The following is a 25,663-nucleotide window of genomic DNA, read 5'->3' as shown; positions in this document are numbered from 1 at the left end:
GGCGGTGTTAACGGGACACAGCCCCTTGTTAATCACCCGAAATTTTGAATATTTACTTCGTTTTATTTTCTTTCTTTAATAACGGCAGATATTCCCCATATCCTTCCGCTTCCATATCTTCTTTGGGAATAAACCGTAAAGAAGCACTGTTGATGCAATACCGTAAACCTCCGCTCTCCTTCGGCCCGTCATTGAAAACATGCCCAAGATGAGCATTTCCGGTCTTGCTGCGCACTTCAATCCTTCTCATCCCGTGTGAAGTATCCATTCTTTCTTCAATCAATCCTTTCTGTATGGGTTGTGAAAAGCTGGGCCAGCCACAACCCGAATCAAATTTGTCCGAAGAGATAAATAAAGGTTCTCCTGTCGTAATATCCACATAAATACCTTCTCTATACTCATTCCAATATTTATTCCGGAAAGGAGGTTCGGTTGCATTTTTCTGAGTAACCGCATATTGTTCCGCAGATAAACGGATCTTTAAACTGTCATCATCCGGTTTACGGTATTCCCGCCCCCTGATTTTATCGGACGCTGCAGAAGCTGAGGATTCCGCTCCTTTTTGTCTTTCCGGATTTGCATTCCGGGCAACTTCAAACAATGCCGGATTAATATGGCAATAACCGCCGGGATTTTTATCCAGGTAATCCTGATGATAACCTTCAGCTGAATAAAAATTTGTCAAAGGTTTTACTTCTATCCTCAAAGGTTCCGCATATTTCCGGGCTAATGTCCGGACAGCCTCTTCTATTACCGGAAGATCTGCCTTATCGGTATAATAAATTCCGGTCCTATACTGTGTACCCCTATCGTTTCCCTGACGGTTTAAACTCGTCGGATCTATCGTCTTAAAATAGAGTCCTAGTAAAAGCGGTAAATCTACTTCCTGCGGGTCGTATATGACTTTTACAGTTTCTGCAAATCCGGTATTCCCCCGACAAACTTGCTGATAAGTCGGATTGACGACATTTCCGTTAGCATAACCCGCTTGTGTACTTTTTACCCCCCGGATTTGTTTCATAAAATGCTCCGTCCCCCAAAAGCAACCTCCTGCTAAATAAATCTCCTTCTGATTATCCATTACGCTCCCCTCCTCTTTTTTGGCAACAGGTTTTCCTTTCCAGATCATTCCGGATAAATGACCTGCTGCCAGTAATGCAATTACAATTATTAAACTTCTCATTTTTAATCTTTAACCCTACTCCTTTATCGTAAATACTCCCTTAAAAGTTATCCATTTACACATAACTTTCTTTTTTCTTCTCTTCCCGTATACAAAGATAAATGTTCACCGGATAAAAAAGAAAAATGTATGTATACATCTGTTCAACATACTCAAAAGTTCCTCTGCTTAAATGCTTAAAATATATATTATTATCAAACAGGAAATTTTAAATACATTTTAAATCCCTTCTTTTGACTTTACGATAATATTAAATATTCATATCATCTATTTTTATTAAAACAAGTAACATATTAATTATTTTTATATATTTAAATTTATTAAATAAATCGATTGTCATCCCTTCGACAAGGGCTTCAGAAACAGGCAAATCCGTATTTCTGGAGCTTCCGATTGATGGAATGTCGGTATAAAAATCACTTTTATATTAATAATTAAACCCAAAATGTATGAAAAAATTACTCTTCAAATGGACCTTGTTGATTTTTGTCTCTCTTTGCTTATTTGCCTGTGAGGATGACAAAGAGGAAGGACCGTCCACGGTCATAAAGTTAGATCCGGAAGAATGTACCATCAAGGTAGGTGAAACACTTACGATCACAGTTCAGATCTTCCCCAATGCTACTGGACAAAACGTTACGTGGTTCTCAGATAATACAGTCGTAGCTACGGTGGAGAATGGGGTCGTAACTGCTGTAAGCACCGGAGAAGCAAATATTACTGCAAAAGCCGGAGAAGCCACGGCTCATTGTAAAGTAAAGGTAGTAGCGGAACCGGTTTCCGGAATTTCCCTGAACAAAACGGATTTGACACTCTATATCAGTAATACGGATACCCTTGTAGCTACCGTTACTCCCGAAAATGCAACGGATAAAACCGTAAGCTGGGCATCGGACAATAGCAAAGTAGCTACTGTCGAAAACGGTATTGTTACAGCAATTGCCGCAGGAAATGCCGTCATTACGGCAACTGCAGGCGACTTCTCTGCAACTTGTTCGGTAAAAGTCAACGCCTTGGCTCCTAAAATCGGAGATTACTTTTACTCCGACGGAAGTTGGAGCGATGGCGGCCTTATCAGCATAGAAGCGGACGGGCTGAATGCTGTCTGGGCAGAAACCAAACCAGCTCCTTTGGCAGATAAAACAGTGATCGGCATCGTTTTTCAAACCTTTCCCGACCGCATTGCCCCAACAGATCAGGAGGCCGGTTATACACACGGCTATGTTATGGCTGTCAAAACCGCTCACGGGGAGGAAAAAGAAACAACTTTCTGGTCGCAGGACTGGGATTTTTCCTGCCTGAAAGGAGCCAAACTGGCTTCTACCTGGTATAGTAATGTAAACGGATATACCGAAACCCAGACCGTAAAAGAAACCTATACTGATAATATAGCAACGATGATGCCTGCTTTCGATCTGGTATTAAATCATTTTCCCCTCGAAGCGCCGGCTTCTACCAGTGGTTGGTTCCTGCCCAGTACGGGGCAGATGTGGGATATGGTCGCCAACCTTTGCGGCAGCGATGTAGCCTCCGTTATGAAAGAATGGCAGACACTTTCCAAAGATGCAACCTTCTATTGCTCGGAAAAGGTTTCTTACGATGTACTGGCCCGCTTTAACGCCACTATGTCCAAAATTTCCGCAGCAGACAAAGACGAACTGCATACAATCGGAAGCGACAGTTACCATAATTACGGTTCCATGTGGACTTCAACCCCTTACGATGCTGAATCCGCATGTATAATGAACATCGGTCAGGACGGACTTGTCGAATGCATGACCGAATGGTACGACGGCGATTGTGTAGCCCGTCCTATTCTGGCATTTTAACGGTCAGAACAGATAATCTGCCCGAAAAGAAGTAGTTCCCTTTTGCATAAGACAGAACTACTTCTTTTTCCATAATTGACTTTAAAACCACCGGCATACTCCTGCGGACAACACGAAACTACAACATAATCCCCATTGAAGAAAAAGGTGACACGGCTATTTTCAACTTATTCCCTTACTGAAATCTATCGTCCTCCGGCTCAATAGATAGCTTTTCGTTTTGCCGGAACTGAAAAAAGTTTTTTCAGTTCTTTCTAAAATTAACTTAAAAAAATGAATTATTTTTAAATATAATTGTATTTTTATGCAGTTTATAATTTCTTCTCCTTCAAAATTAAGAGCATTACAAGGGATAAACACTTTATTTTCTCTTTCATTTGAAGAAATTTACATTAGGAAATGCATAAATATACCTAAAGTCGTATTTTTTAAGTAGGCAATTGATCTTATAAACCAAAACTTATGAAAAATAACATAAGATCTGTCTGAAAGATTACCCTTCTTATGTTAAAAATTTATCCATTTCTGTTTAAGGGTAACAGAACTTATAATCTTATTGGGATGAAAAAGAATTATTTAGTGTGGGCTGTTTTAATTTTATCAATTTTGACATTTTCATGTAAAGAGGATGATGAACAGGGAATTATTCCGCCTCCGGCTCAAAAAGAGGCGGTCATTATTAATGCCGTAATTGGTTTGGAAAGCAGGACAAACCCGGAGGATGTACAAGGAACGCAATGGGCAGCAGGCAATCAGATCTGTGTCGTAACAAATGACAGTAGTTTCCTTTACTATTTTACCAACAATGTGTGGACACCCGTGGATAGCAATGTATATCTACTTTGGGGAGAAGAAGGATTAGAGTTAAGCGGTTATTATCCGGGCACAGACGACATATCCATGAAAACATTTTCTTTGCCGGCGGATCAGAAAGACCAAAAAAATCTGGCTGCAGCCGACTATATGATTTGCGATCCTTTTCTTATAGCAGAAAGTCCGGCAAACAAAACCGCCACCCTTCACTTTTCCCGCCTTACAACGAAAGTCAGCTTCCGCATTCCGGATTATGAAGGTACAATTACAGAGGTAAAGATTACTTCTCCCTGTAAAGGTATTGCCAATGGTGTGGCAGTAAAAGAAGCGGTTGTCGTTACTCCCTATCAAACCGGGGAAAATCAGTCCGCAGTTTATTCAGCCTTGATCATAACCGGAAATAAAGAAGCTGCCGCTGAAAACTTCGTTACTTTTGTGGCCGGCGACAAAGAAATGTCATTACAGGGAATACCGGCTATGACCGCCGGATATGCCTATCAATATACACTAAGTATTGAAGGGGAATCCGTTGTCGTAGCAAAAGTCGAAACAGGAGAATGGGGAGATTCAGGTAAAACAGAACCATTACCCGTAGACACAATACTCACCATTGAAGGACAAGCTTTAGCTTCTTATTCGGAAGTAACAGCACCTTATATCAAAGAATTAATTGTCACAGGGGACATGAACGAAGAAGCATGGGCAGCCTTATTGAAATTCCCGCGTATTTCCTCTATTACCATTCAGGATTATACGGGAACAATCCCGGAAAATTGTTTCTATAATCCGGACACCAAAAAGACTACATTACCGGCTTCCTTTACTACTTTTAAAGCACTGCAGGCCAAGGGAATCGGAGCAAATGCTTTCAGGGCCTGCTCATCACTATTGACGATAGATTGCCCCGAAGCACTAATCGTAGGAGATCATACCTTTTATAATTGTTCCAAGCTAACCCGGATTTCATGTGAAAAAGTCGAAAAACTGGACCCCTATGCTTTTGCCAATTGTAAAGCGGTTGTCACAGTGAATTTTCCGGTTTTACAGGAAGCCGGCAAATCTTCTCTTTATACTTGTTCCGCTCTGAAAAATGTTTCTCTTCCCCAAGTTAAAAAGTTAGATTACGGTACATTCTATTATTGTAAATCCCTGACTTCTATTTTACTTCCGGAAGTGACTGAATTTGACGATTATACTTTTGCACATTGTTCGGCCCTCGTTTCTGCAGAATTTCCGAAATTAAGAAAGACCGGAACTTATATTTTTGCACAGTGTACCTCTTTTGAAACCCTTACAGCTCCGGTTTTAAATACGGTTACCGACTTTATGTTCACCAATACCGCTATAAAAAAGATTCCGGACTGTCTGAAGAATACCGGCAGAGTCGGGGAAAAAGCGTTCTACACCTGTAATCAGCTGACAGAAGTTACGTTGACAGAAGCCGATACGATTGCCGGAAATGCTTTTTACAAATGTGCAGCCTTGAAAAATGTTTCATTACCCTCAGCCCGGTACATCGGTGAAAACGCTTTTCAGGATTGTCAGGTACTGGAAAATCTTTCCTTACCTGTAGCAGAAAATATAGGAAACTTTGCTTTTAACAATTGTATTAGTTTACAGTCCCTGGACTTACCCCATGCAAAAACCCTGAACAACTATACCTTTGCTAAATGTGCAGGTATAAAAGAAGTGTCCATTCCTAAAGCAGAATATTTAGGTATGGAATGCTTTGAATATTGTTCTTCTTTGAAAAGTTTTAAATCCACTTCTGTAAAAACAATCGATCCCCGCTGTTTTGCAGATTGTATTGCCTTGACAGAAGTCGATATTCCACTTCTGACCAATCTCAGCAGCTATATGTTTTATCGTTGTACGGCACTCACCCAGGTAAACCTACCGAACGTAAAACGCGTTGGTAATTTTGTTTTCCATACCAACAGTGCTCTTGAATCGATCTCTTTACCGGAAGTAACCTTTTTCGGAACCAATGCTTTTAATAACTGTATCAAACTTCAGGAAATAAATATTCCGAAAGCCGACACTCTGGGGTATCAAATGTTCCTTTCCTGTACAAGTTTAGCGGAAATCTCGCTTCCAAGTGTGACCTATATCGATTCTAAGGCTTTCCGGAAATGTACCGGTCTGACGACCATTAAGTTCGGCACCACCGAAGAAATCAAATTCAACGCTACCGACGTATTTCTGGAGGCTTCTTATTCTACTTGCGACCTCTATCTCAATTCCAATGGCATCGAGATACAAAATGTAACAGCTACAAACTGGAAAGGTTACGACTGGAAATCCATTGTGCCTTATCAACCTGAAAATTAACTCTAAATGGTGACAAAGGGACGGTTCCTTTGTCACCTTATCGTTTCATCAACCAAATATACAATCGATTCGTAAGGTTGTTTAATATGATCCTGCATGGCTATTTCACAGGTGCGAGCCAAAGAATAACAACCGTCAAATTTTTGGGCAGCAATTTCCTGATTCTCTTCCCGGGTAGCGGATTCGGAAAGTTCGGGGAATATAAAACCTCTGTCTCCTGAAGCTCCGCAACATCCCCAATTGTCCGGTAATACAACTTCTTTAGCGCATTTTTGGGCAATCTCCAACATAGCCGGTACCAATCCCATAATCCGGCAAGCACAGGTAGGATGCAAAAGGATACGGCTTTTAGGATTTATGTGTTCTGCCTTTGGTAGGACATAATCCCTAAGCCATTCTGTAATATCCAATATTTTCAATTTTTTGTATTTCTGAAAATTTCCCGGTGTCAGTACTTTTTCTCCGGTTTCATACAACAGGGTGTGAGTACAAGAGGTCGTATCACAAAAAATAGGAATTTGTCCCTGATCCGACCATTTATAAAAGTATTCGACCGTACGGTTTGCCATCCACTTCTGCCCTTCCGGATTTCCTTTATGTCCCCAAATCTGTGAACAGCATAAACCCTGGGTATCCTCAGGTAAACGGACCCTTACTCCTGTTTTATCTGCTACTCTCAGGACGGCCGTTATCAAATCCACTTTCTTCAGTGTAGAAGCTCCGAAAATCCGGGTTACACAAGAGGGGAAATAAATAAAATCCGGATAGGCTTCCTCACGGAAATGTAACTTCCGGGGCATCGGAAAATGCTCTGACCAGTGAGGGAATTGCTGAATGATCCGATGCATAATATCAGTAGCCCATATCAAGGGATAAGGCGATAAAACTTTTTCCGTACCCACTGCAAGTTTTAAAACGCCCCGTATCTCTTTTTCAGCTGTTTCAAAATGTTCAGCCGCATACATCATAATTTTTGACTCTTCTTTTCCGGCCTTTTTCACCCTCAACGCATCTGTCACAATTCCTGTATTAATTCCCATGGGACAAGGTAACTGACACATTCCGTCAACAGCACAGGTCTTCTCTCCAATATAATCATACTCTTTCTCCAGTTCTTTACCGCCTTCCCGCTTAATAATCCTACGGGCCTGTAAACGCTGACGCGGCGTTAAGGTTACATTCCGGGAAGGACAAACATGTTCACAATACCCGCATTCTATACAAGTATCCGCATGTTCGTATCCAAAATCCTCTCCAAAAAGTGTCATTTCTTTCAAAGGATGCAGATGGGCTTCCGGATCAGGGTTCAGGATGACACCTCTGTTCAGTATCCCCTGAGGATCAGCTAATTTCTTCAATCGCTGCATAATACTGAAGATCTCACTCCCCCATTCTTTCTCTACAAAAGGGGCAACAGCACGGCCGGTTCCGTGTTCTCCCTTTAAAGAGCCATCTAAAGACAAAACAAGGTCCACCATACTATCCATAAAATAGGCAAAATTCTCAACTTTTTTCCGTTCCTGCATACCGGAAGTAACCAGAGGATGCAAATTTCCGTCCCGGGCATGTCCAAATACAGCACCGACATAACCGTATTTCCGGAACAACTGCTGCAAACCGTCCACTAACAAATACAACCGGTCTACCGGAGCCGCAACATCTTCCAGAATAACGGCATCTCCGGGGATACGGGCTCCTGCCACGCAAGGAAATATCCCATTCCGGATTTCCCATAAATGTTCCCGTTCGGCTACGGTACGGGTAAAATCTTCCATCCGCAAAATTCCTTTTAATTTACGAAGAGCCGGAGTCAATTCTGCAATTTTAGCCTGCATCTCGTCTGAACCGGATGCTCCATAATCGATTAAGAGAGCTGTAGTGCCTTTTGGAAAATCTAATTTACCGGAATCCAAACTAACCAAAGAAGCATAATCCATCATTTCAACCGCAACAGCCCCGCTACTACCAATAACCGGAGCCGCTGCCGCTGCTAAAGTCGCATTTTCAAAATACAGCATAGCGGAACTATACACCGACAGTAATGGAATCGTGTTCAACTCCGCAGAAACAATAAACCCCAAGGTACCCTCCGCTCCGATAAGAAGGTGAGCAAAAATATCCATAGGGTGTTCGAAATCGATAAAAGCATTGACGCTATAACCCGTGACATTCTTTATTTTGTATTTTTCTATTATACGTTTCCGCAGCGTTTCATTACTCAATATCTCTTTCCGGATTTCTGTCAGCCCCTGACAAAGTTCCTGCTCCGTCTCTTCAAATCTATGCCGGTCTTCCGCTGAACTACTATTGTACCAATGCCCATTTGCTAATATAAATTCAATATAACTCAAGGTATGATACGCATTATAACGAGTACCCGCCTGCATTCCGCTACTGTTATTCGAGAGAATCCCTCCCATCATGGCAGCAATGGATGAAGCCGGATCCGGACCTATTTTCGTCTGATACTTCCGCAACAATTGATTCACCTGAGTAGCTGTCAATCCCGGTTCGAACCAAATCTTTTTCCCGTTTTCCCTCACTTCGTTCCTCTTCCAGGCCGTTCTTAACTCACAAATAATCCCTTCGTTTACGCTTTGCCCGGAAAGAGAAGTTCCACCTGTCCGAAACGTCACACTCACCTGGTGTAAACGGGCAATTGCCAACAATTGCTGTACCTCGGCAGCATTTGCAGGACGTACGATCACCTCCGGTTTTATATTAAAATAGGAACCGTCCCTCGAATAAATCTCCCGGTATAAATCCGATGTCAATATTTGATGTTTTGCAAATACTCCCGATAAATCCTGTGTAAGCCGCTCTCTCATTTTTCCTTTATTAAAGACCCCTTTACTATTTTGTTTTCATTTTCTGTTTATAAGTTAAACAACAAGCCCGCCTATTTTGTTTCGGAAAGGGCACAAAAAGAAATCAGTCTCTCCCTTTCTGAAAAAGGAAGAAACTGATCTGTTAACGGAATTAAAATAAACATCCGGAAAGTTTATTCTTCCGATTAGTAATGCTTTACCTTTGAGACTATTATTGTCTGGTGAATCATTGATTCAGAAACTTCCGTTTTATCCGTCTGTTTCCCTCAAAAAGTATTCATTCTTTATCTTCAAAATCGACTTTCCGGATATTTCCTCAGAAATTTTTACTATTCTTTCACGCAACGTATATTACATCCGTATGCATGTCCTGCCCGGAATATAGTTGCCCGTCCGGATGCCAAATAGAGATCACGACTGTAAACATCATCCGGAACCATTGTCGTTGACCAATAATAGGCCCGTGTCCCTGTATCATTGATACCATCAAAGATTAAAATTATACCCGAGAAAGGAAAGTAATCGCCATTTCCTCCGGTCCAATAACGACCGTAAGACTCCGCTTTACTCCAATTCGCAGCATATTCCGTTTCTGATTGGGTAAGGTCACCGAACGCCACAGCAGGCGGAACCCGATATCCAACCGGACAGGGATCGAAAATACTTTTCTGTATTCCATTGCTACTCTCCTCTTCTCCCCACAAGTTATTGTTACAGGCCACGTTGTTTTTTACAGCTATATACCACGAATAAACGCCCGAGGTATAAGAACTGAAAAAAGTCATAGGATACTGAACCGAATGGGGAATGTTCCCCGGTGCTGTCGTAACAGGAAGCGGCATTTGGCCTTCAATTGTCCATTTCCCACTGCCGTTTCCTACCTGGCGGTTGGGTTCATTTTCTTTCGAACCGTAAGAAGAACCAGAGGGGAGGAACGGATCTTTACGTCCCCATTGATACAAAAGCCCCCGGTTTTTAATATCTCCCGGAACGTTGTTTAACGCGCCTAAATTCCGGTCCATAAATTCATAACCATTAGCTGCCGAAGACTTCATTTGTTCGTTACAAACCCAGATATGCCAGCTCCATAGGATATTACCGCCACCGTCTTTAAGGGCGATAACAGCATTTCCCTCATAAGTACCAGTTGAAAAATAGATCTTACCGTTATCGTAATAAGGCATACCATCCATCACATTCGCACAGGACGAACGGTTGAATTCAAAAGTACTCTCCCATAATAAGTCAGCATAAGCGGCTTTTGAAGTATCGATTTGTATCCCGAAGGCTTCAATATAACCAGAGGTACCATCCCCTGTTTTGTTGCCATTCCCCCGGACTGTCGCATCAAACCGATAGGAATTCTCCGTGGATACAATATAGCAATTCGCTGTACCGTCCTCTGAAAGATTCCGGGCTTTATAAGTGGCTTGAGCAAGAAGGATATTCTTTTTAGCAGACTTTCCCTCACGCTCCGCAATAACAGTAAGCGTTGAAGTCAGAATTTGAGAAGTAGTGTTAGCTTCTGCCGCAATTACAAGCATATCCCCTTCACGGGTTACTGTTACCCAGGAAGCACTTGTTTCATACGACCAATCTTCTATATCGGAGAGGACAACTATTTCCTTTTGTCCCCCGTCTGCATCGAATATCACCTTTGCAGAAGAAACCGAAAGTGCCGGAGCAACCGGAGGCATTACTTCGTATACATTTTTGTCATCGGTACATCCCATTCCTGTGAATAACAGTAAAATGAACACCGAATAAATTATTTTTTTCATTTCCGAATTGTTTTAAATTGTCGTTTTAGATTATTTCCATACTAAAGGTATGTCCTCGTAATCAGTAAGTCCCGTACAACCGTTAAAGCATTTTGTCCTTGAAGTAATAGCCTTTGTAAAACCATTGCTTGTAGTACGTTCATAGAGATGTATTTTAACACCTTCAACGGATGTGTAGGGTGATTCACAACTTAGTTTCGAGCAACCAGCGAACAAATAATTGACGGTAGTAAGTCCTTTGGATGCATCAAACAAACCAGCGGGAATTCTCTCCAAAGCCGTACAATTCTGGAAAGTATAAGCATAAGTCGTAACCTGTTCAAAAGCATCAAATAGTCCTTCAGGTACCTCTTCCAGTGCCTCGCAATTATGGAACATGTATGTGGCGGTCTTCGTACCCATACAACCGGCAAAAAGATCTGACGGAAGTTTCGTCAGCCGGGTACACCCATCAAATACATTGGCAAATGTTGTAACCCGGTTTTTATTTGCAAACAACCCGGAAGGAATATTCTTCAATCCTGTACAATTCTGGAACGTTTTTTCAAAAGTAGTGGCATCTGCAGTTGCAAAAAGCTCTGCAGGAAGGTCTGTCAGGGATCCGCAGTTCATAAATGTTTTAAGGAAACTTACAGAGCCTGAGCCTGTCTCATTGCTGGCATTAGCGAAAAGATCGCCGGGAACACTTTCCAAAGCAATACAATCGGCAAATGCACTACCATAAGTTGAACACTTCGTGAAATTAGCAAATAAAGCATTCGGAATCCGCTTCAGAACAGAACATCCCTGAAATGCATAATCAAAACGAGTACTTTCAGTAAGCGGATCAAACAAATGAGCAGGAATGGATTCCAGTTTATCACATAAAGCAAAAATATACCCCATATTGGTACATTTTGTCGTATTTTTAAACAATCCTTCCGGAATAGAAGTAATTTCTAAACCACGGAAAGCTCCGTTAAGCGTAGTAATTTCAGGGCAATTATCCAAAAATCCGGTAGGAATAGCCGTCAGTTTGGTATTGGAGAATAAACTGCTGGCAACCGTCAATTTTGCCTGATTCTTCAATAAATCTGCCGGTACTGCTGCAATGGAGGTAGAGGAAAATGCCGAATTCAAAGAAGTAATTTCGGGACATTTATCAAATAGACCGGCAGGGATAGCAGTGATACCTTCAACCTGATAAAAAGTTGAAGCAAATGAGGTCGCTTCCACGCAGTTATCAAACAGTCCGGCCGGAATCTCCTGAATCGCTTTATTGCCGCAAAATACGTAATCAAAAATCTTAGCTTGAGTGGCCGACACAAACAATCCGGCCGGAATCTCCTGAAGATTGCAATTACGGAACGCTCCGGAAAAAGTAGCTACCTCTGCAAATGATTGATCACTATCTGTAGGAATTTTTTTGAGTGCTGCACAGTTATAAAAAGCATTATTGAGACTGGTTAGTCCGGTAGTTCCCCATTGACGTACCTCCGTAATATAACTGCGGATTACAGCCGTAATCGGCGACGTTGAACTCGGGAAAGTCAGAGCGGTAACCGTTCCTTTAACCGTAACGATATATTCACCGGCATATTCATAAGTATGAGACGGGTTTACTGTCGTCACATCTTCTACACTCGTATCTCCCCAAGAGATCGTACAGTTAACGACTCCGGCTAACGGAAGATAGGCTTTAGCTCCGTCAGTCGCAACATTTAACACGAATACCATAGTGGTAGGATCATGGCCTAACTGTGTTACAGCAACAGCATAAGTGGTAATATTCTCCTTCCCGTCGCCCGCCGTAATGACAATTGCCGCTTCCCGGTTTTCCGACTCAGTATAATCTGCAGCTTTAATGTGAAGCACATTGCCTTCGCGGTTGATAGTAAGCCAAGAGGCTTCGCAAGCATAATTCCATTCATAATTCGATATAACCGTTACCTCATTTTGTCCTCCTGCATTTGGAAACGAGAGAGCTGCAGGATCGGAAAAAACATTAGCAGCAGCCTGCTGGGTAACATCTATTGTACTGGAAACCGTATTTTCTCCGGACCCGGCAGTCAGCGTAATGGCAATTGAACGTTCTTCGAAAGAAAGGTTATCTTCTGCTGTCGCCACAAGTTTACCGTTATCCTGTTTCTCCACTAATAACCAGGAACAAGGACAATCAAACGTCCATTCGTCTGTTCCGCAATCGATCAGAAATTCTGCCACAGTATTGCCGCGGGCCGGAATAAGCGCTGTGTCAGGGACAGATCCGATTTCCAACGCACCAAAAGCATTTTGAGAAACGTTAACCGTTGCTGTTGCTGCTGACGCATCTTCTTCTCCTCCCGCACGCAAAGTAATAACAGCTTCCCGGCCTTCCAGCTCCATATTCGCCTCTGCAACAATATGCAACTCGTCCAATTCATTTTTTTCCAATGTCAGCCATGTAGCACCAGCAGCATCATATGCCCAATTTTCCTGATTAGTATTAACATTCAAAACCAACTGCCCGCCGCGGCTTCTGAACGTCACATCGCCTGTGTGCTCATCCTTAGCTGTATAAAGTTTATTTTTTGACGAAATAGTCAAGGTAGCCATACCCTCAGGAGACTGAGGTACTTCAGGATAAGTGTAGGTAATGGTATTCTTCTCGCACGAACAAAGTGCAATACAGTATACCAGTAAAGAAAAAAATATTTTTTTCATAAAAAGTTTGTATTAACGTTTAGAGATTCCGGTTTATTTCAAAAGTCGCATATCCCCGCTTACGGGCATGATCCATTGTTTCCCCAGAGATAATTCGTCCATATTCCGCATGCTGAACAGCCGAACTTTGAGAATCACTTCTTTCGAGTACAGAACCGTCAATAAGAGCATAACAAATATTATTGAAAAGCGTGTAATTCTGTCCGTTATAACCGACAATCCCTACATACGGGAATTTGTCGCTTACATCACTTTTGACTACAAGTTTACCGGATTCAGGCACGAAAGTCAATGCCCCCTCAAATGACAATCCCCTGGATTCCATATCAACTCCACAAATGTAAAATATATAAGAATCACTGTAGCCTACACTCCAACCCAGCGGAATAGTGAATCCCCCCGTTTGGGGATCATAGGTAACATACAAGCCTGACCCTGTTAAAAACAAGTCCAATAATTTATATTGTTGATTATATACATAAGTCTCCAGACGGCACGAAGCATTTACTCCCCCGCCTAATATTTCATTTCCGTAATACCAGCTTGGCGCATTCCAATTCCATACACCTTCCAATGCATAAAAAACGTTTTCCGAACGGGTTTGCTGAGACAGCTCAATCTGCTGTGTAACATACCCGGCAGACACGGTTAAGGTCGTATGTTGCCGTTCGTCCCCGGCATTCTGCGGAGCTTTCACCGAGAATCGGCTGGCTTCTTTGTTTACCTCTACTGTAAACCAAGAATTGTCCGCCTCAGCTTTCCAATCCACATCTGCAATCACCGTAACAGTGAATTCAGCTCCTTCAGAATCCATCGTACAATGACTTTCATCATAGACAAGCTCAAAAGATGCTCCGGAATGCATTCCTTCCTGTTTAACGATGATGTTCTCACTCATTGTAGAAGTTGCAACAGCGATTTCCGCCGTTCGAATAGCCTCTTCCACATTCGGTTCCACCTTAATTGTCAAATAATTACTATCCGACGTACATGCAATCCATGTAGCCTCCGCCGTAGCCTTCCATTCTGACGACGAAGTAATAGCGACGATAGTACTACCGCCGTTCGAGGTGACGGCAAAACGATTGCTTGATAAAAGCAATGTATCCACCATAATCGACTCGTCTGTCTCTTTACATCCGCTACAAATCAATAGCGAAAGCAAGAACATTTGATAAAAACGTTTCATATTTTTGATGTTATTTTAGTATTAATACAAAATTAACATATATTTATAATATTGCAAAAAAATTTAGATATAAAACACTATTATTATAGGTAATATAAACCGCAATTTGTAAGAAAAAGAATTTTTTTTGATTAAAAATGGAAAGAAACGGACAGGTTTGATGCAGCGGATAACGACAGTATTTTAAATAATGTACCGAGAAACAGGTAATAAGAGAACAAAATGAACCGCCCGCAAAAAATAGGATTCTTTTCCGACATCTTAATAAAATGCAAAAAAAATGTACAGTTTGTCCCAAGAAGAATTCGAGGTAAGCAAAACACTGAATACAAAGCAATTGACAAAACAAAACCTCTTTTTCCCACTGCTATGTTAAAGCAATTCCCATTCAGTTAGCGGAAATAAATGAATCGCTACTTAAAATAGGAAATGTCCCTGAAACCGAAGCAATAAAACGTCAGCTAAATTTAAAATTCGGTGACAAAAGAACCGTCCCCCTGTCACGTCAGGCTTGGCCGTGGGGTTCGAGATTCACAGGAAAGATAGGGGTTGCCGGGATTTCCCCGGGCAGATTTATTTTCCCGAAGACCTGTTCATATTTACGGATGTTATCCTGCAAAACCAGCAAAAGCCGTTTAGCATGTTCAGGGGCTAAAATAATGCGGTTTTTCACCTCTGCTTTCGGTATTCCGGGCATAACCCGGATAAAATCCAGGATAAATTCAGAACTGGAATGAGTAATTATCGCAAGATTGGCATAAGTTCCCTGAGCGACGTCATGGCTTAACTCTATATCTATCTGTTGTTTATTTTCCTCCATAAGTCTTCATTCAAATGTTCAACATTATAAGTAAAAATGTCCAAAAGATTCAAACGTTCCAATATGAATCAGGTTACATTTCAAAAATGGACTAAACCTCTTGCATTCCTGGGAGGAAATTCGTTTATTGGCAGCCTCTCAAACGAATCTTTATCGGATAAGGGCATATGTAGTGATTTTCAACTTAACATTTTTACTTCTATCACTCAAAATTACGGATTTTCTACGGGATTCCCAAGAGTTAAATGAAGTATCATAAAAAAAGCGCCTCGAAAAGAGGCGCCCTTCTTATTTGGTTATTTTTTCCATTTCTTCTTTTGAACCGACAATCAGTCCTTTGAACTCCTTCATTCCGGTTCCGACCGGTATTAAGTGTCCGCAAATGACGTTTTCTTTCAGTCCTTCCAGAGGATCTACCTTCCCGTAGATTGCAGCTTCGTTCAGCACTTTGGTTGTTTCCTGGAAGGAAGCAGCCGATATAAAGCTGGAAGTCTGCAAAGCAGCCCGGGTAATTCCCTGCAACACCTGTGCAGATGTTGCCGGTACGGCATCCCTGGATTGTACAATCTTCATATCACGGCGTTTGAGCTGTGAGTTAATATCGCGAAGCGTACGGGCAGAAATGATCTGTCCGGGTTTTACCCGGTCAGAATCGCCGGCTTCCAGGACCACTTTCTTGCCGAACATCTCATCGTTCTCTTCCATGAATTCATTCTTGTCGACAATCTGATTTTCCAGAAAACGGGTATCTCCGGAGTCCTGAATGAGCACCTTCCGCATCATTTGGTGAACGATAATTTCAAAATGCTTGTCATTGATCTTCACTCCCTGCATACGGTAAACGTCCTGTACCTCATTTACAATATACTCCTGTACTTTTATAGGACCTTCGATATTTAAAATATCAGTCGGCGTTATTGCTCCGTCAGACAGAGGAGTACCGGCACGTACATAGTCGTTCTCCTGTACCAGAATCTGCTTGGTCAAAGATACCAGGTATTTCTTCACTTCTCCGGCTTTGGAAGTTATGATAATCTCCCGGTTACCCCGTTTGATTTTTCCATAAGTAACCTCCCCATCAATTTCAGAGACCACAGCCGGGTTGGACGGATTACGAGCCTCAAATAATTCGGTAACCCGGGGCAAACCTCCCGTGATATCGCCAGCTTTCCCCACTGCTCTCGGGATTTTTACAATTGTATTACCTGCAACCACGGCATCTCCCTCTTTTACAACAATATGGGCACCTACAGGCAAATTATAACTCTTCAGCACCTCTCCTTTGGCGTCCAAAATCAAGATAGCCGGAGCTTTTGTCCTATCCCTGAATTCGGTAATGACCTTTTCCCGGAAACCGGTTGTTTCATCCGACTCTTCCTTATAAGTTTCCCCTTCCAACAGATTTTCCATACCAATCGTACCGGCGAATTCTGTTATAATCAAAGCATTGAACGGATCCCATTCACAAATTAAATCGCCTTTCTTCACTTCTGCTCCGTTTTTCACAAATACCTTGGCTCCATAAGGAATATTATGTGTCACCAATACAATATTGGTATTTTTATCAATCATCCGAAGTTCAGTCAAACGCCCGACAACGACATCGCATTTTTGCCCGTTCTCCTGTACGTATTCTACTGAACGCATTTCTTCAAATTCCACAACGCCATCGTATTTGGCCCTCAGCGAGTTCTCCGTAGAAATATTACCTGCAGTACCTCCCACGTGGAAAGTTCTCAACGTCAGCTGTGTACCCGGTTCACCGATAGACTGTGCCGCAATCGTTCCAACAGCCTCCCCTTTTTCGACAAGCCTTCCGGTCGCCAAATTCCGTCCGTAACATTTCGCACAAACTCCTTTCTTCGCTTCACAAGTCAAAACAGAACGAACTTCTACCCGCTCTATCGGAGAATTTTCAATTGCTTCTGCAATACTTTCGGTTATTTCTTCTCCGGACCTAACAAGCAAATCTCCGGAATGCGGATGATAAATATCGTGAACGGACACACGTCCTAAAATTCTCTCATACAAAGAAGAAACCACTTCTTCATTGTTTTTAATCGCGGAGATAGTCACTCCTCTCAATGTACCGCAATCCTCCTCAGTAATGGTAATATCATTGGCGACGTCCACCAGACGACGGGTCAGGTAACCGGCATCAGCCGTTTTTAAAGCAGTATCAGCCAAACCTTTACGGGCACCGTGAGTAGAAATAAAATACTCCAATACCGACAATCCTTCCTTAAAGTTTGCCAAAATCGGGTTTTCGATAATTTGTCCTCCGGTTGCTCCGGACTTTTGCGGTTTTGCCATCAATCCACGCATACCTCCCAACTGCCGGATTTGTTCCCTGGAACCACGGGCTCCGGAATCCAACATCATATAGATGGAGTTAAATCCTTGCTTGTCGGCAGCCAATTGTTTCATCAAAGTTGAAGTCAGATTAGCATTTACATGCGTCCAGATATCAATAATCTGGTTATATCTTTCATTATTGGTAATGAAACCCATATTATAGTTGTTCATCACCTCTTCCACCTGATCGTATCCTTCCTTCAAAAGGGCATCCTTTTCCTGTGGAATAATAACATCCTCCAGATTAAAAGACAAGCCTCCTTCGAAAGCTTTGAGATACCCTAAATCTTTAATATCGTCCAGGAATCTGGCTGTAACGTCTACCCCGCATTTTTTAAATACATCTCCGATAATATCCCTCAGTGCTTTTTTGGTAATCAAAGTATTGATGAAAGGGAAGTTTTTCGGCGTATACTGATTCAGGATAACACGGCCTACAGTTGTTTCTATCATATGCCGCACCGGATTTCCGTCCTTATCGATATCGTCAATTTTCACCTGAATCTGAGCGTGCAAATCTACAGCATTCTCGTTCAGCGCAATAATAACTTCTTCCGGAGAATAAAATTTCAGTCCTTCTCCCTTGGCCCCCTTTTTCGATTTGGTAATATAATATAAGCCTAATACCATATCCTGAGAAGGTACGGTAATCGGAGCACCATTGGCCGGATTCAAAATATTATGAGCACAAAGCATCAGAATCTGGGCTTCCAAAATAGCCTCATTTCCCAAAGGTAAATGTACAGCCATCTGGTCCCCGTCAAAGTCAGCATTAAAACCGGTACAAGCCAGGGGATGCAAACGGATAGCTTTCCCTTCTATCAACTTCGGCTGAAAAGCCTGAATTCCCAAACGGTGCAGCGTCGGAGCCCGGTTTAACAATACCGGATGCCCTTTCAACACATTTTCCAGAATATCCCATACGACCGGATCCCGGCGATCTACGATTTTTTTAGCACTTTTTACCGTTTTTACAATTCCGCGTTCAATCAACTTACGGATGATAAACGGCATATATAATTCGGCAGCCATATCTTTCGGCAATCCGCATTCATGCATTTTCAAATCTGGTCCCACGACAATTACCGAACGAGCAGAATAGTCGACACGTTTACCCAGCAAATTCTGACGGAAACGTCCTTGTTTCCCTTTCAAACTGTCGGACAAAGATTTTAACGGCCGGTTATTTTCAATCTTTACCGCATTGGACTTACGGGAATTATCGAACAGCGAATCTACAGCTTCCTGCAACATTCGTTTTTCGTTCCGCAAGATCACATCCGGAGCTTTGATTTCAATCAGTCTTTTCAAACGGTTATTCCGGATAATCACCCGACGGTACAAATCATTCAAATCGGAAGTAGCAAAACGACCTCCATCCAGGGGAACCAAAGGACGCAACTCCGGCGGGATCACAGCCAGTACTTTCACGATCATCCACTCCGGCTTATTTACTTCCTTGCTTTCCCGGAAAGCTTCCACGACCTGCAAGCGCTTCAAAGCTTCATTTTTACGTTGCTGGGAAGTCTCCGTATTGGCTTTATGACGTAATTCATACGACAAATCGTCCAGGTTCAGCCTCTCCAATAACATACCGATTGCTTCGGCTCCCATTTTGGCAATGAACTTATTGGGATCATCGTCATCCAAATGCTGATTTTCTACCGGTAAAGCATCTACTAAATCGATATATTCTTCTTCCGTCAGGAAGTCTAGCTGACTAATTCCTTTTTCAGCCAGAATACCCGGCTGAACAACAACATACCGTTCGTAATAAATTACAGAATCCAGTTTTTTAGAAGGTAATCCCAACAAATAACCGATTTTATTCGGTAAAGATTTAAAATACCAGATGTGAGCAACAGGTACGACCAATTGAATATGTCCCATACGTTCCCTACGCACTTTCTTCTCCGTCACTTCCACTCCACAACGGTCGCATACGATCCCTTTATAACGGATGCGTTTGTACTTACCGCAATGACATTCATAATCTTTTACCGGACCGAAAATCCGTTCACAGAACAAACCATCGCGTTCCGGTTTATAAGTACGGTAATTGATTGTCTCCGGCTTCAGCACCTGCCCACTGGAATGTTCCAGAATTTCTTCCGGAGATGCCAAACCGATTGCTATTTTTGTAAAGCTTTTAGGCTTATTTGTATTACTATCTTTTCTAAAGGCCATATTATAACTTCGTTATATGTCGAAAGCCGAAAGCTGGAAGAACGCCGGAATTTCCTTTGCCCTTCAACTTTTGACCTTTAACTTTTTATATCAAATTAACGCTTAACCCGAGTCCTCTTAACTCATGCAACAATACGTTGAAAGATTCAGGCAATCCCGGTGTAGGCATCGGTTCTCCTTTCACAATATGTTCATAAGTCTTGGTTCTTCCGACAACATCATCCGATTTCACCGTCAGGATTTCCTGCAGGATATGGGATGCACCGAATGCTTCCAATGCCCAAACCTCCATTTCTCCGAAACGCTGACCACCGAACTGGGCTTTACCGCCTAAAGGTTGCTGTGTTATCAACGAATACGGTCCTATGGAACGGGCATGCATCTTATCGTCCACCATATGTCCCAGTTTCAGCATATAGGTTACTCCTACAGTCGCCGGCTGGTCGAAACGCTCACCGGTACCTCCGTCATACAAATAAGTGGTCCCGTATCTCGGTACCCTGGCCTTATCCGTATACGAATTGATATCCTCCAGGCTGGCTCCGTCAAAAATCGGAGTAGCAAACTTCAGGCCCAGTTCTTTACCGGCCCATCCCAAAACAGCCTCGAATACCTGTCCCAGATTCATACGGGAAGGTACACCCAGCGGATTCAGACAAATGTCTACCGGAGTTCCGTCGGCCAAGAAAGGCATATCTTCCATCCTTACGACACGGGAAACGATACCTTTGTTTCCATGTCGTCCGGCCATCTTATCCCCGATCTGTAATTTCCGCTTCTTAGCAACATATACCTTTGCCATTTTTATAATGCCGGCAGGCAATTCATCCCCTACTGTAGCGTTATATTTCTTACGCTTCATCTGTCCCTCGATTTCCTTGTATTTAATGACATAGTTATGCAGCAAATCACGGATCATATCGTTTTTCTGCTTATCGGTCGTCCATTTGTTCGGATTAACTTCCAGATAATTCAAATTCTGTAAGTTTTTCATCGTGAACTTCACCCCTTTGGCAATCACATCTTCATTCAGATAGTTTTTCACGCCCTGAGAAGTTTTTCCATTCACTAACTCAAATACCTTATCTATCAATAATGTATTTAAATCGCCGACTTTGCGTTCAAATTGTTCGTCGATCTCATTTAAAATGGTCTTTCCGGCAGCTTTGGATTTCCGGTCGCCAATTGTACGCTGGAACAATTTCTTGTCAATAATCACTCCTCTCAAGGAAGGAGAAGCTTTTAAAGAAGCATCCTTGACATCTCCGGCTTTATCTCCGAAGATTGCTCTCAGCAACTTTTCTTCCGGACTGGGGTCAGATTCCCCTTTCGGAGTAATCTTTCCGATCAGGATATCTCCCGGTTCCACACGGGCTCCGATACGGATCATACCGTTCTCGTCCAGATCTTTCGTTGCATCTTCACTTACATTCGGGATATCTGCTGTCAATTCTTCCAATCCCCGCTTGGTTTCCCGAACTTCCAAAGAATATTCATCCACATGTACTGAAGTAAATACATCATTCCGTACAATGTTTTCAGAAATTACAATAGCATCCTCGTAGTTATATCCTTTCCAGGGCATATAAGCCACTTTCAGGTTACGTCCCAATGCCAGTTCTCCGCCTTCGGAAGAATACCCTTCAGTCAGAATCTGTCCTTCTTCTACCCGTTGTCCTTTCTTTACTATAGGACGCAATGTAATAGTCGTACTTTGATTCGTACGTTTATATTTAGGTAATATATATTCCCTGGTATCTCCGTCAAAGCTGACAAACCGCTCTTCTTCTGTCTGATCGTATTTGATCACGATCCGACGGCCGTCCACAGCTTCCACAACACCAGCCCCTTCGGCAACGATTTGTGTACGGGAATCTTTGATCAAATTGCCTTCCAGACCTGTTCCAACGATCGGAGCTTCCGGTTTGATAATGGGTACAGCCTGACGCATCATGTTAGAACCCATCAAAGCCCGGTTCGCATCATCGTGTTCCAGGAAAGGTATCAAAGAAGCAGCGATAGAAGCAATCTGGTTCGGAGCAACGTCGATTAAATCGACCTTTTCCACTTCTTCCACAGGGAAATCACCGTCCTTACGCGATTTAGCCCGCTTGTTTACAAAATGACCGTTCTCATCTACCTTGGCATTAGCCTGAGCAATGACCAAACCTTCTTCTTCTTCTGCCGACAAATATTTTACCCCTTCTGCGGAAAGATCTACGACAGCATCTTCCACCTTGCGGTACGGGGTTTCAATAAACCCAAGTTCATTGATCTTTGCATATACACAAAGAGAAGAAATCAAACCGATATTCGGACCTTCCGGAGTTTCAATCGGACATAAACGTCCGTAATGGGTATAATGAACGTCACGTACTTCGAAACCGGCGCGGTCCCGCGACAAACCACCAGGTCCCAGTGCCGACATACGACGTTTATGCGTAATTTCAGCCAGCGGATTGGTCTGATCCATAAACTGAGACAAAGCATTTGTTCCGAAGAAAGAATTAATGACAGAAGAAAGTATCTTCGAATTAATCAAATCTACCGGAGTGAACACTTCATTATCCCTCACATTCATCCGTTCCCGTATCGTACGGGCCATACGGGCCAATCCGACTCCGAACTGATTATATAATTGTTCGCCTACCGTACGTACACGCCGGTTACTCAAATGGTCGATATCATCAACATCTGTTCTGGCATTCAGTAATTTGATCAGATATTTGATAATCTCGATAATATCTTCTTTCGTCAATATCCTCACCGAAGGATCGGTAGCCAGACCTAATTTTTTATTTAACTTGTAACGCCCCACGTCTCCGAGGTCATACCGTTTATCGGAGAAAAACAATTTATCGATTACGTCCCGGGCCGTTGCTTCATCAGGTGGCTCAGAACTACGTAATTGTCTGTAAATATGGAGTACTGCTTCTTTTTCCGAATTACACGGATCTTTTTGCAGCGTATTATATATAATGGCATAATCTGCCAGGTTTTGTTTTTCTTTATGCAGGAGAATCGTCTTAGCTCCCGATTCTACAATAGCATCGATATGTTCATTTTCCAGTACAGTTTCGCGGTCTACAATGATTTCATTCCGTTCGATAGAAACCACTTCACCGGTATCCTCATCCACAAAATCCTCCACCCAGGTCTTCAAAACACGAGCAGCCAAACGCCGGCCAACGACTTTTTTCAATCCCGATTTAGACACATTCACTTCGTCTGCCAGATCAAAAATCTGAAGGATATCTTTATCCGTTTCAAAGCCGATAGCTCTCAAAAGAGTGGTCACAGGTAACTTCTTTTTCCGGTCGATATAAGCATACATGACATTGTTGATATCCGTAGCGAATTCGATCCAGGAGCCTTTGAAAGGGATAATTCTGGCAGAATAAAGTTTGGTCCCATTCGCGTGAACGCTTTGTCCGAAAAATACGCCGGGAGATCTGTGCAACTGAGACACGATCACCCGCTCAGCTCCATTGATAACAAATGTTCCTTTTGGGGTCATATAAGGAACATTTCCGAGGTATACATCCTCGATTACTGTATCAAAATCCTCGTGTTCAGGATCCGTACAATACAGCTTCAGCTTCGCCTTCAACGGCGCACCGTATGTCAATCCCTGCTCCAGGCATTCGTCAATCGTATAGCGCGGAGGGTCGATAAAATAATCCAGAAACTCCAACACGAAATTATTCCGGGTATCGGTTATCGGGAAATTTTCTTTAAAAACGGTGTAAAGGCCTTCGTTTTTTCTGTTTTCGGGAGTAGTACCCAATTGAAAAAAGTCCTTGAATGACTTTAGTTGTATCTCAAGAAAATCAGGATATTCCAACTGATTTTTTATGGATGCAAAGCTTATTCTTTTATTTGAATGATTTGAAGACATCTATTAATTTTTTGGAACCTAAACAATAATAACAACAAAATGGTTTAGAGTCAAAAAAGACTCTAAACCTTTAAAACCCGAGGGGTTCTATAACTATTTAAGTTCAACTTCAGCTCCTGCTTCTTCCAGTTGAGCTTTCAATTGTGCAGCTTCTTCTTTAGAAACTTTTTCTTTCAAAGGAGCCGGAGCTTTGTCAACTAATTCCTTAGCTTCCTTCAGTCCAAGACCGGTAAGTTCTTTTACTAATTTAACTACACCTAATTTAGCAGCACCAGCTGATTTCAGTATAACATCGAACTCTGTTTGTTCTGCAGCAGCAGCAGGGCCAGCAGCAGGAGCAGCCACAACAGCAGCAGCAGCGGCCGGTTCAATACCATATTCTTCTTTTAAGATGTCAGCTAATTCTTTTACGTCTTTTACAGTCAGGTTTACTAATTCCTCTGCAAGTTTTTTCAAATCTGCCATTTCGATAATTATTTAAATTGTTTTTTACTCTGATAAAATAAAATTATGCTCTGTCTTCCAGCGTTTTCAACACGCCTCCGATAGTATTCTTCCCTGATTCCAAAGAAGAGATAAGTTTTTGCATCGGTGATTGCAACAGTAAGATAATATCTCCCAGCAATTCTTCTTTAGATTTAATGCTAACAAGAGTATCTAACTGGTTGTCACCCACATAGACACATTCTTCCACAAAAGCAGCCTTAAAGACAGGTTTGTCGTGGCTCTTACGGAACTCTTTAATTAATTTCGCAGGAGCGTTTCCTGTTTCAGAAAGCATAACAGCACTGGAACCTTTCAGAGAACCGTACAGTTCTTCATAATTGTTTTCCAGTCCGTCGAGGGCTACTCTTAACAAAGTATTTTTTACTTGTATTAATTTAATCCCTGCTTTAAAACATTCTTTACGCAAATCCTGAGTCGCAGCGGCATCCAATTCAGAGATGTCACTTACATACAAATGCTTGTATGATTTAATCTGCTCGGTTAAATTGTCTATGATTACTTGTTTTTCTTCCCTTTTCATTCTACAAATGGTCCTTTAAAGGTTAATAATTAATCAAGTAATGACTTAAGGTCTAATTTAATACCGGGACTCATTGTACTTGACAGGAACACACTCTTCACATAGGTACCTTTTGCAGAAGATGGTTTCAGTTTTTGAATAACATTCATGAATTCACGAGCATTATCTCTGATTTTATCTGCGTCAAAGTTCACTTTCCCAATAGAAGTGTGTACGATACCAAACTTGTCAACTTTAAAATCAATTTTTCCCTGCTTTACTTCCGTTACGGCTTTCGCAATATCCATTGTTACAGTACCGCTTTTCGGGTTAGGCATCAATCCACGCGGACCTAAAATTCGTCCTAAAGCACCAATTTTACCCATAATAGAAGGCATGGTAATAATGATATCGATATCAGTCCAACCTGATTTCAACTTTTCAATATACTCATCCAAGCCTACATAATCGGCTCCTGCAGCTTTAGCTTCTTCAGCCTTATCGGGCGTACAAAGTACTAAAACTCGGATTTCTTTACCGGTACCATGAGGTAAGGTAACGACACCACGCACCATTTGATTGGCCTTACGCGGGTCTACTCCCAGACGAACGTCCATGTCAACTGACGCATCAAACTTGGTAAAAGTAATCTCTTTCACAAGTTTAGCAGCTTCTTCAATGGTATATACTTTACCATTTTCGATTTTTTCTAAAGCTAACTTCTTATTTTTTGTCAGTTTACTCATTACGTTTGAAGTATT

General features: G+C 42.1%; 13 protein-coding genes. 2 read left to right on the top strand and 11 right to left on the bottom strand.

Features of this window, described 5'->3' with window-relative positions; translation table 11 throughout:
- Window positions 1–52 precede the first annotated feature (52 nt).
- Window positions 53–1,129, bottom strand: coding sequence for a peptide-methionine (R)-S-oxide reductase MsrB (msrB, locus tag Q0465_RS07230; RefSeq protein WP_298614852.1), 1,077 nt, complete (start codon window positions 1,127–1,129; stop codon window positions 53–55).
- A gap of 503 nt (window positions 1,130–1,632) precedes the next feature.
- On the opposite strand from msrB, the gene Q0465_RS07225 reads away from it, so the two are divergent.
- Window positions 1,633–3,012: an Ig-like domain-containing protein gene (locus Q0465_RS07225; protein ID WP_298614530.1), complete on the top strand. Its 1,380-nt coding sequence runs from the start codon at window positions 1,633–1,635 to the stop codon at window positions 3,010–3,012.
- Window positions 3,013–3,573: 561 nt separating this feature from the next.
- On the top strand, window positions 3,574–6,156 hold the full coding sequence (locus tag Q0465_RS07220) for a leucine-rich repeat protein (protein WP_298614529.1): 2,583 nt from the start codon (window positions 3,574–3,576) through the stop codon (window positions 6,154–6,156).
- A 32-nt stretch (window positions 6,157–6,188) separates the two neighbouring features.
- On the opposite strand, the gene Q0465_RS07215 is transcribed toward Q0465_RS07220, so the two are convergent.
- The 10 genes from Q0465_RS07215 to rplA form a co-directional block, all read right to left on the bottom strand.
- Window positions 6,189–8,984: an FAD-binding and (Fe-S)-binding domain-containing protein gene (locus Q0465_RS07215; protein WP_298614527.1), complete on the bottom strand. Its 2,796-nt coding sequence runs from the start codon at window positions 8,982–8,984 to the stop codon at window positions 6,189–6,191.
- Window positions 8,985–9,313: 329 nt separating this feature from the next.
- Window positions 9,314–10,765, bottom strand: a complete 1,452-nt coding sequence (locus tag Q0465_RS07210; protein ID WP_298614525.1) for a BACON domain-containing protein — start codon at window positions 10,763–10,765, stop codon at window positions 9,314–9,316.
- A 30-nt stretch (window positions 10,766–10,795) separates the two neighbouring features.
- Window positions 10,796–13,447: a BACON domain-containing carbohydrate-binding protein gene (locus Q0465_RS07205; RefSeq protein WP_298614523.1), complete on the bottom strand. Its 2,652-nt coding sequence runs from the start codon at window positions 13,445–13,447 to the stop codon at window positions 10,796–10,798.
- Between the two features lie 19 nt (window positions 13,448–13,466).
- The gene (locus tag Q0465_RS07200) at window positions 13,467–14,636 is read right to left on the bottom strand and encodes a BACON domain-containing protein (protein ID WP_298614521.1); all 1,170 of its coding nucleotides are present in this window, start codon (window positions 14,634–14,636) and stop codon (window positions 13,467–13,469) included.
- A 505-nt stretch (window positions 14,637–15,141) separates the two neighbouring features.
- On the bottom strand, window positions 15,142–15,456 hold the full coding sequence (locus Q0465_RS07195; RefSeq protein WP_298614520.1) for a DUF3467 domain-containing protein: 315 nt from the start codon (window positions 15,454–15,456) through the stop codon (window positions 15,142–15,144).
- Between the two features lie 288 nt (window positions 15,457–15,744).
- Window positions 15,745–19,998, bottom strand: a complete 4,254-nt coding sequence (rpoC, locus tag Q0465_RS07190) for a DNA-directed RNA polymerase subunit beta' (RefSeq protein WP_298614518.1) — start codon at window positions 19,996–19,998, stop codon at window positions 15,745–15,747.
- Window positions 19,999–20,083: 85 nt separating this feature from the next.
- The gene (rpoB, locus tag Q0465_RS07185; protein WP_298614516.1) at window positions 20,084–23,896 is read right to left on the bottom strand and encodes a DNA-directed RNA polymerase subunit beta; all 3,813 of its coding nucleotides are present in this window, start codon (window positions 23,894–23,896) and stop codon (window positions 20,084–20,086) included.
- A gap of 93 nt (window positions 23,897–23,989) precedes the next feature.
- The gene (rplL, locus tag Q0465_RS07180) at window positions 23,990–24,361 is read right to left on the bottom strand and encodes a 50S ribosomal protein L7/L12 (RefSeq protein ID WP_298614514.1); all 372 of its coding nucleotides are present in this window, start codon (window positions 24,359–24,361) and stop codon (window positions 23,990–23,992) included.
- 43 nt (window positions 24,362–24,404) lie between these two features.
- Window positions 24,405–24,923 carry a 50S ribosomal protein L10 gene (rplJ, locus tag Q0465_RS07175; protein ID WP_298614512.1) on the bottom strand — a complete coding sequence of 173 codons (519 nt, stop codon included), beginning with the start codon at window positions 24,921–24,923 and terminating at the stop codon, window positions 24,405–24,407.
- 29 nt (window positions 24,924–24,952) lie between these two features.
- Window positions 24,953–25,648 (bottom strand): 50S ribosomal protein L1, encoded by a 696-nt coding sequence (gene rplA / locus Q0465_RS07170; RefSeq protein WP_298614510.1) that lies wholly within the window; start codon window positions 25,646–25,648, stop codon window positions 24,953–24,955.
- Window positions 25,649–25,663 lie beyond the last annotated feature (15 nt).

This window comes from uncultured Odoribacter sp. (assembly GCF_937966165.1).
Lineage (GTDB): Bacteria > Bacteroidota > Bacteroidia > Bacteroidales > Marinifilaceae > Culturomica.
The sequence above is the reverse complement of the archived record's forward strand: the minus strand, read 5'-3'. Positions and strand labels throughout refer to the sequence as shown.

What these genes read in the sequence shown, in the direction of transcription:
- msrB (WP_298614852.1), bottom strand. Translation starts at nt 1,129, where the DNA reads ATGATCTGGAAAGGAAAACCTGTTGCCAAAAAAGAGGAGGGGAGCGTA.
- Q0465_RS07225 (WP_298614530.1), top strand. Translation starts at nt 1,633, where the DNA reads ATGAAAAAATTACTCTTCAAATGGACCTTGTTGATTTTTGTCTCTCTT.
- Q0465_RS07220 (WP_298614529.1), top strand. Translation starts at nt 3,574, where the DNA reads ATGAAAAAGAATTATTTAGTGTGGGCTGTTTTAATTTTATCAATTTTG.
- Q0465_RS07215 (WP_298614527.1), bottom strand. Translation starts at nt 8,984, where the DNA reads ATGAGAGAGCGGCTTACACAGGATTTATCGGGAGTATTTGCAAAACAT.
- Q0465_RS07210 (WP_298614525.1), bottom strand. Translation starts at nt 10,765, where the DNA reads ATGAAAAAAATAATTTATTCGGTGTTCATTTTACTGTTATTCACAGGA.
- Q0465_RS07205 (WP_298614523.1), bottom strand. Translation starts at nt 13,447, where the DNA reads ATGAAAAAAATATTTTTTTCTTTACTGGTATACTGTATTGCACTTTGT.
- Q0465_RS07200 (WP_298614521.1), bottom strand. Translation starts at nt 14,636, where the DNA reads ATGAAACGTTTTTATCAAATGTTCTTGCTTTCGCTATTGATTTGTAGC.
- Q0465_RS07195 (WP_298614520.1), bottom strand. Translation starts at nt 15,456, where the DNA reads ATGGAGGAAAATAAACAACAGATAGATATAGAGTTAAGCCATGACGTC.
- rpoC (WP_298614518.1), bottom strand. Translation starts at nt 19,998, where the DNA reads ATGGCCTTTAGAAAAGATAGTAATACAAATAAGCCTAAAAGCTTTACA.
- rpoB (WP_298614516.1), bottom strand. Translation starts at nt 23,896, where the DNA reads ATGTCTTCAAATCATTCAAATAAAAGAATAAGCTTTGCATCCATAAAA.
- rplL (WP_298614514.1), bottom strand. Translation starts at nt 24,361, where the DNA reads ATGGCAGATTTGAAAAAACTTGCAGAGGAATTAGTAAACCTGACTGTA.
- rplJ (WP_298614512.1), bottom strand. Translation starts at nt 24,923, where the DNA reads ATGAAAAGGGAAGAAAAACAAGTAATCATAGACAATTTAACCGAGCAG.
- rplA (WP_298614510.1), bottom strand. Translation starts at nt 25,648, where the DNA reads ATGAGTAAACTGACAAAAAATAAGAAGTTAGCTTTAGAAAAAATCGAA.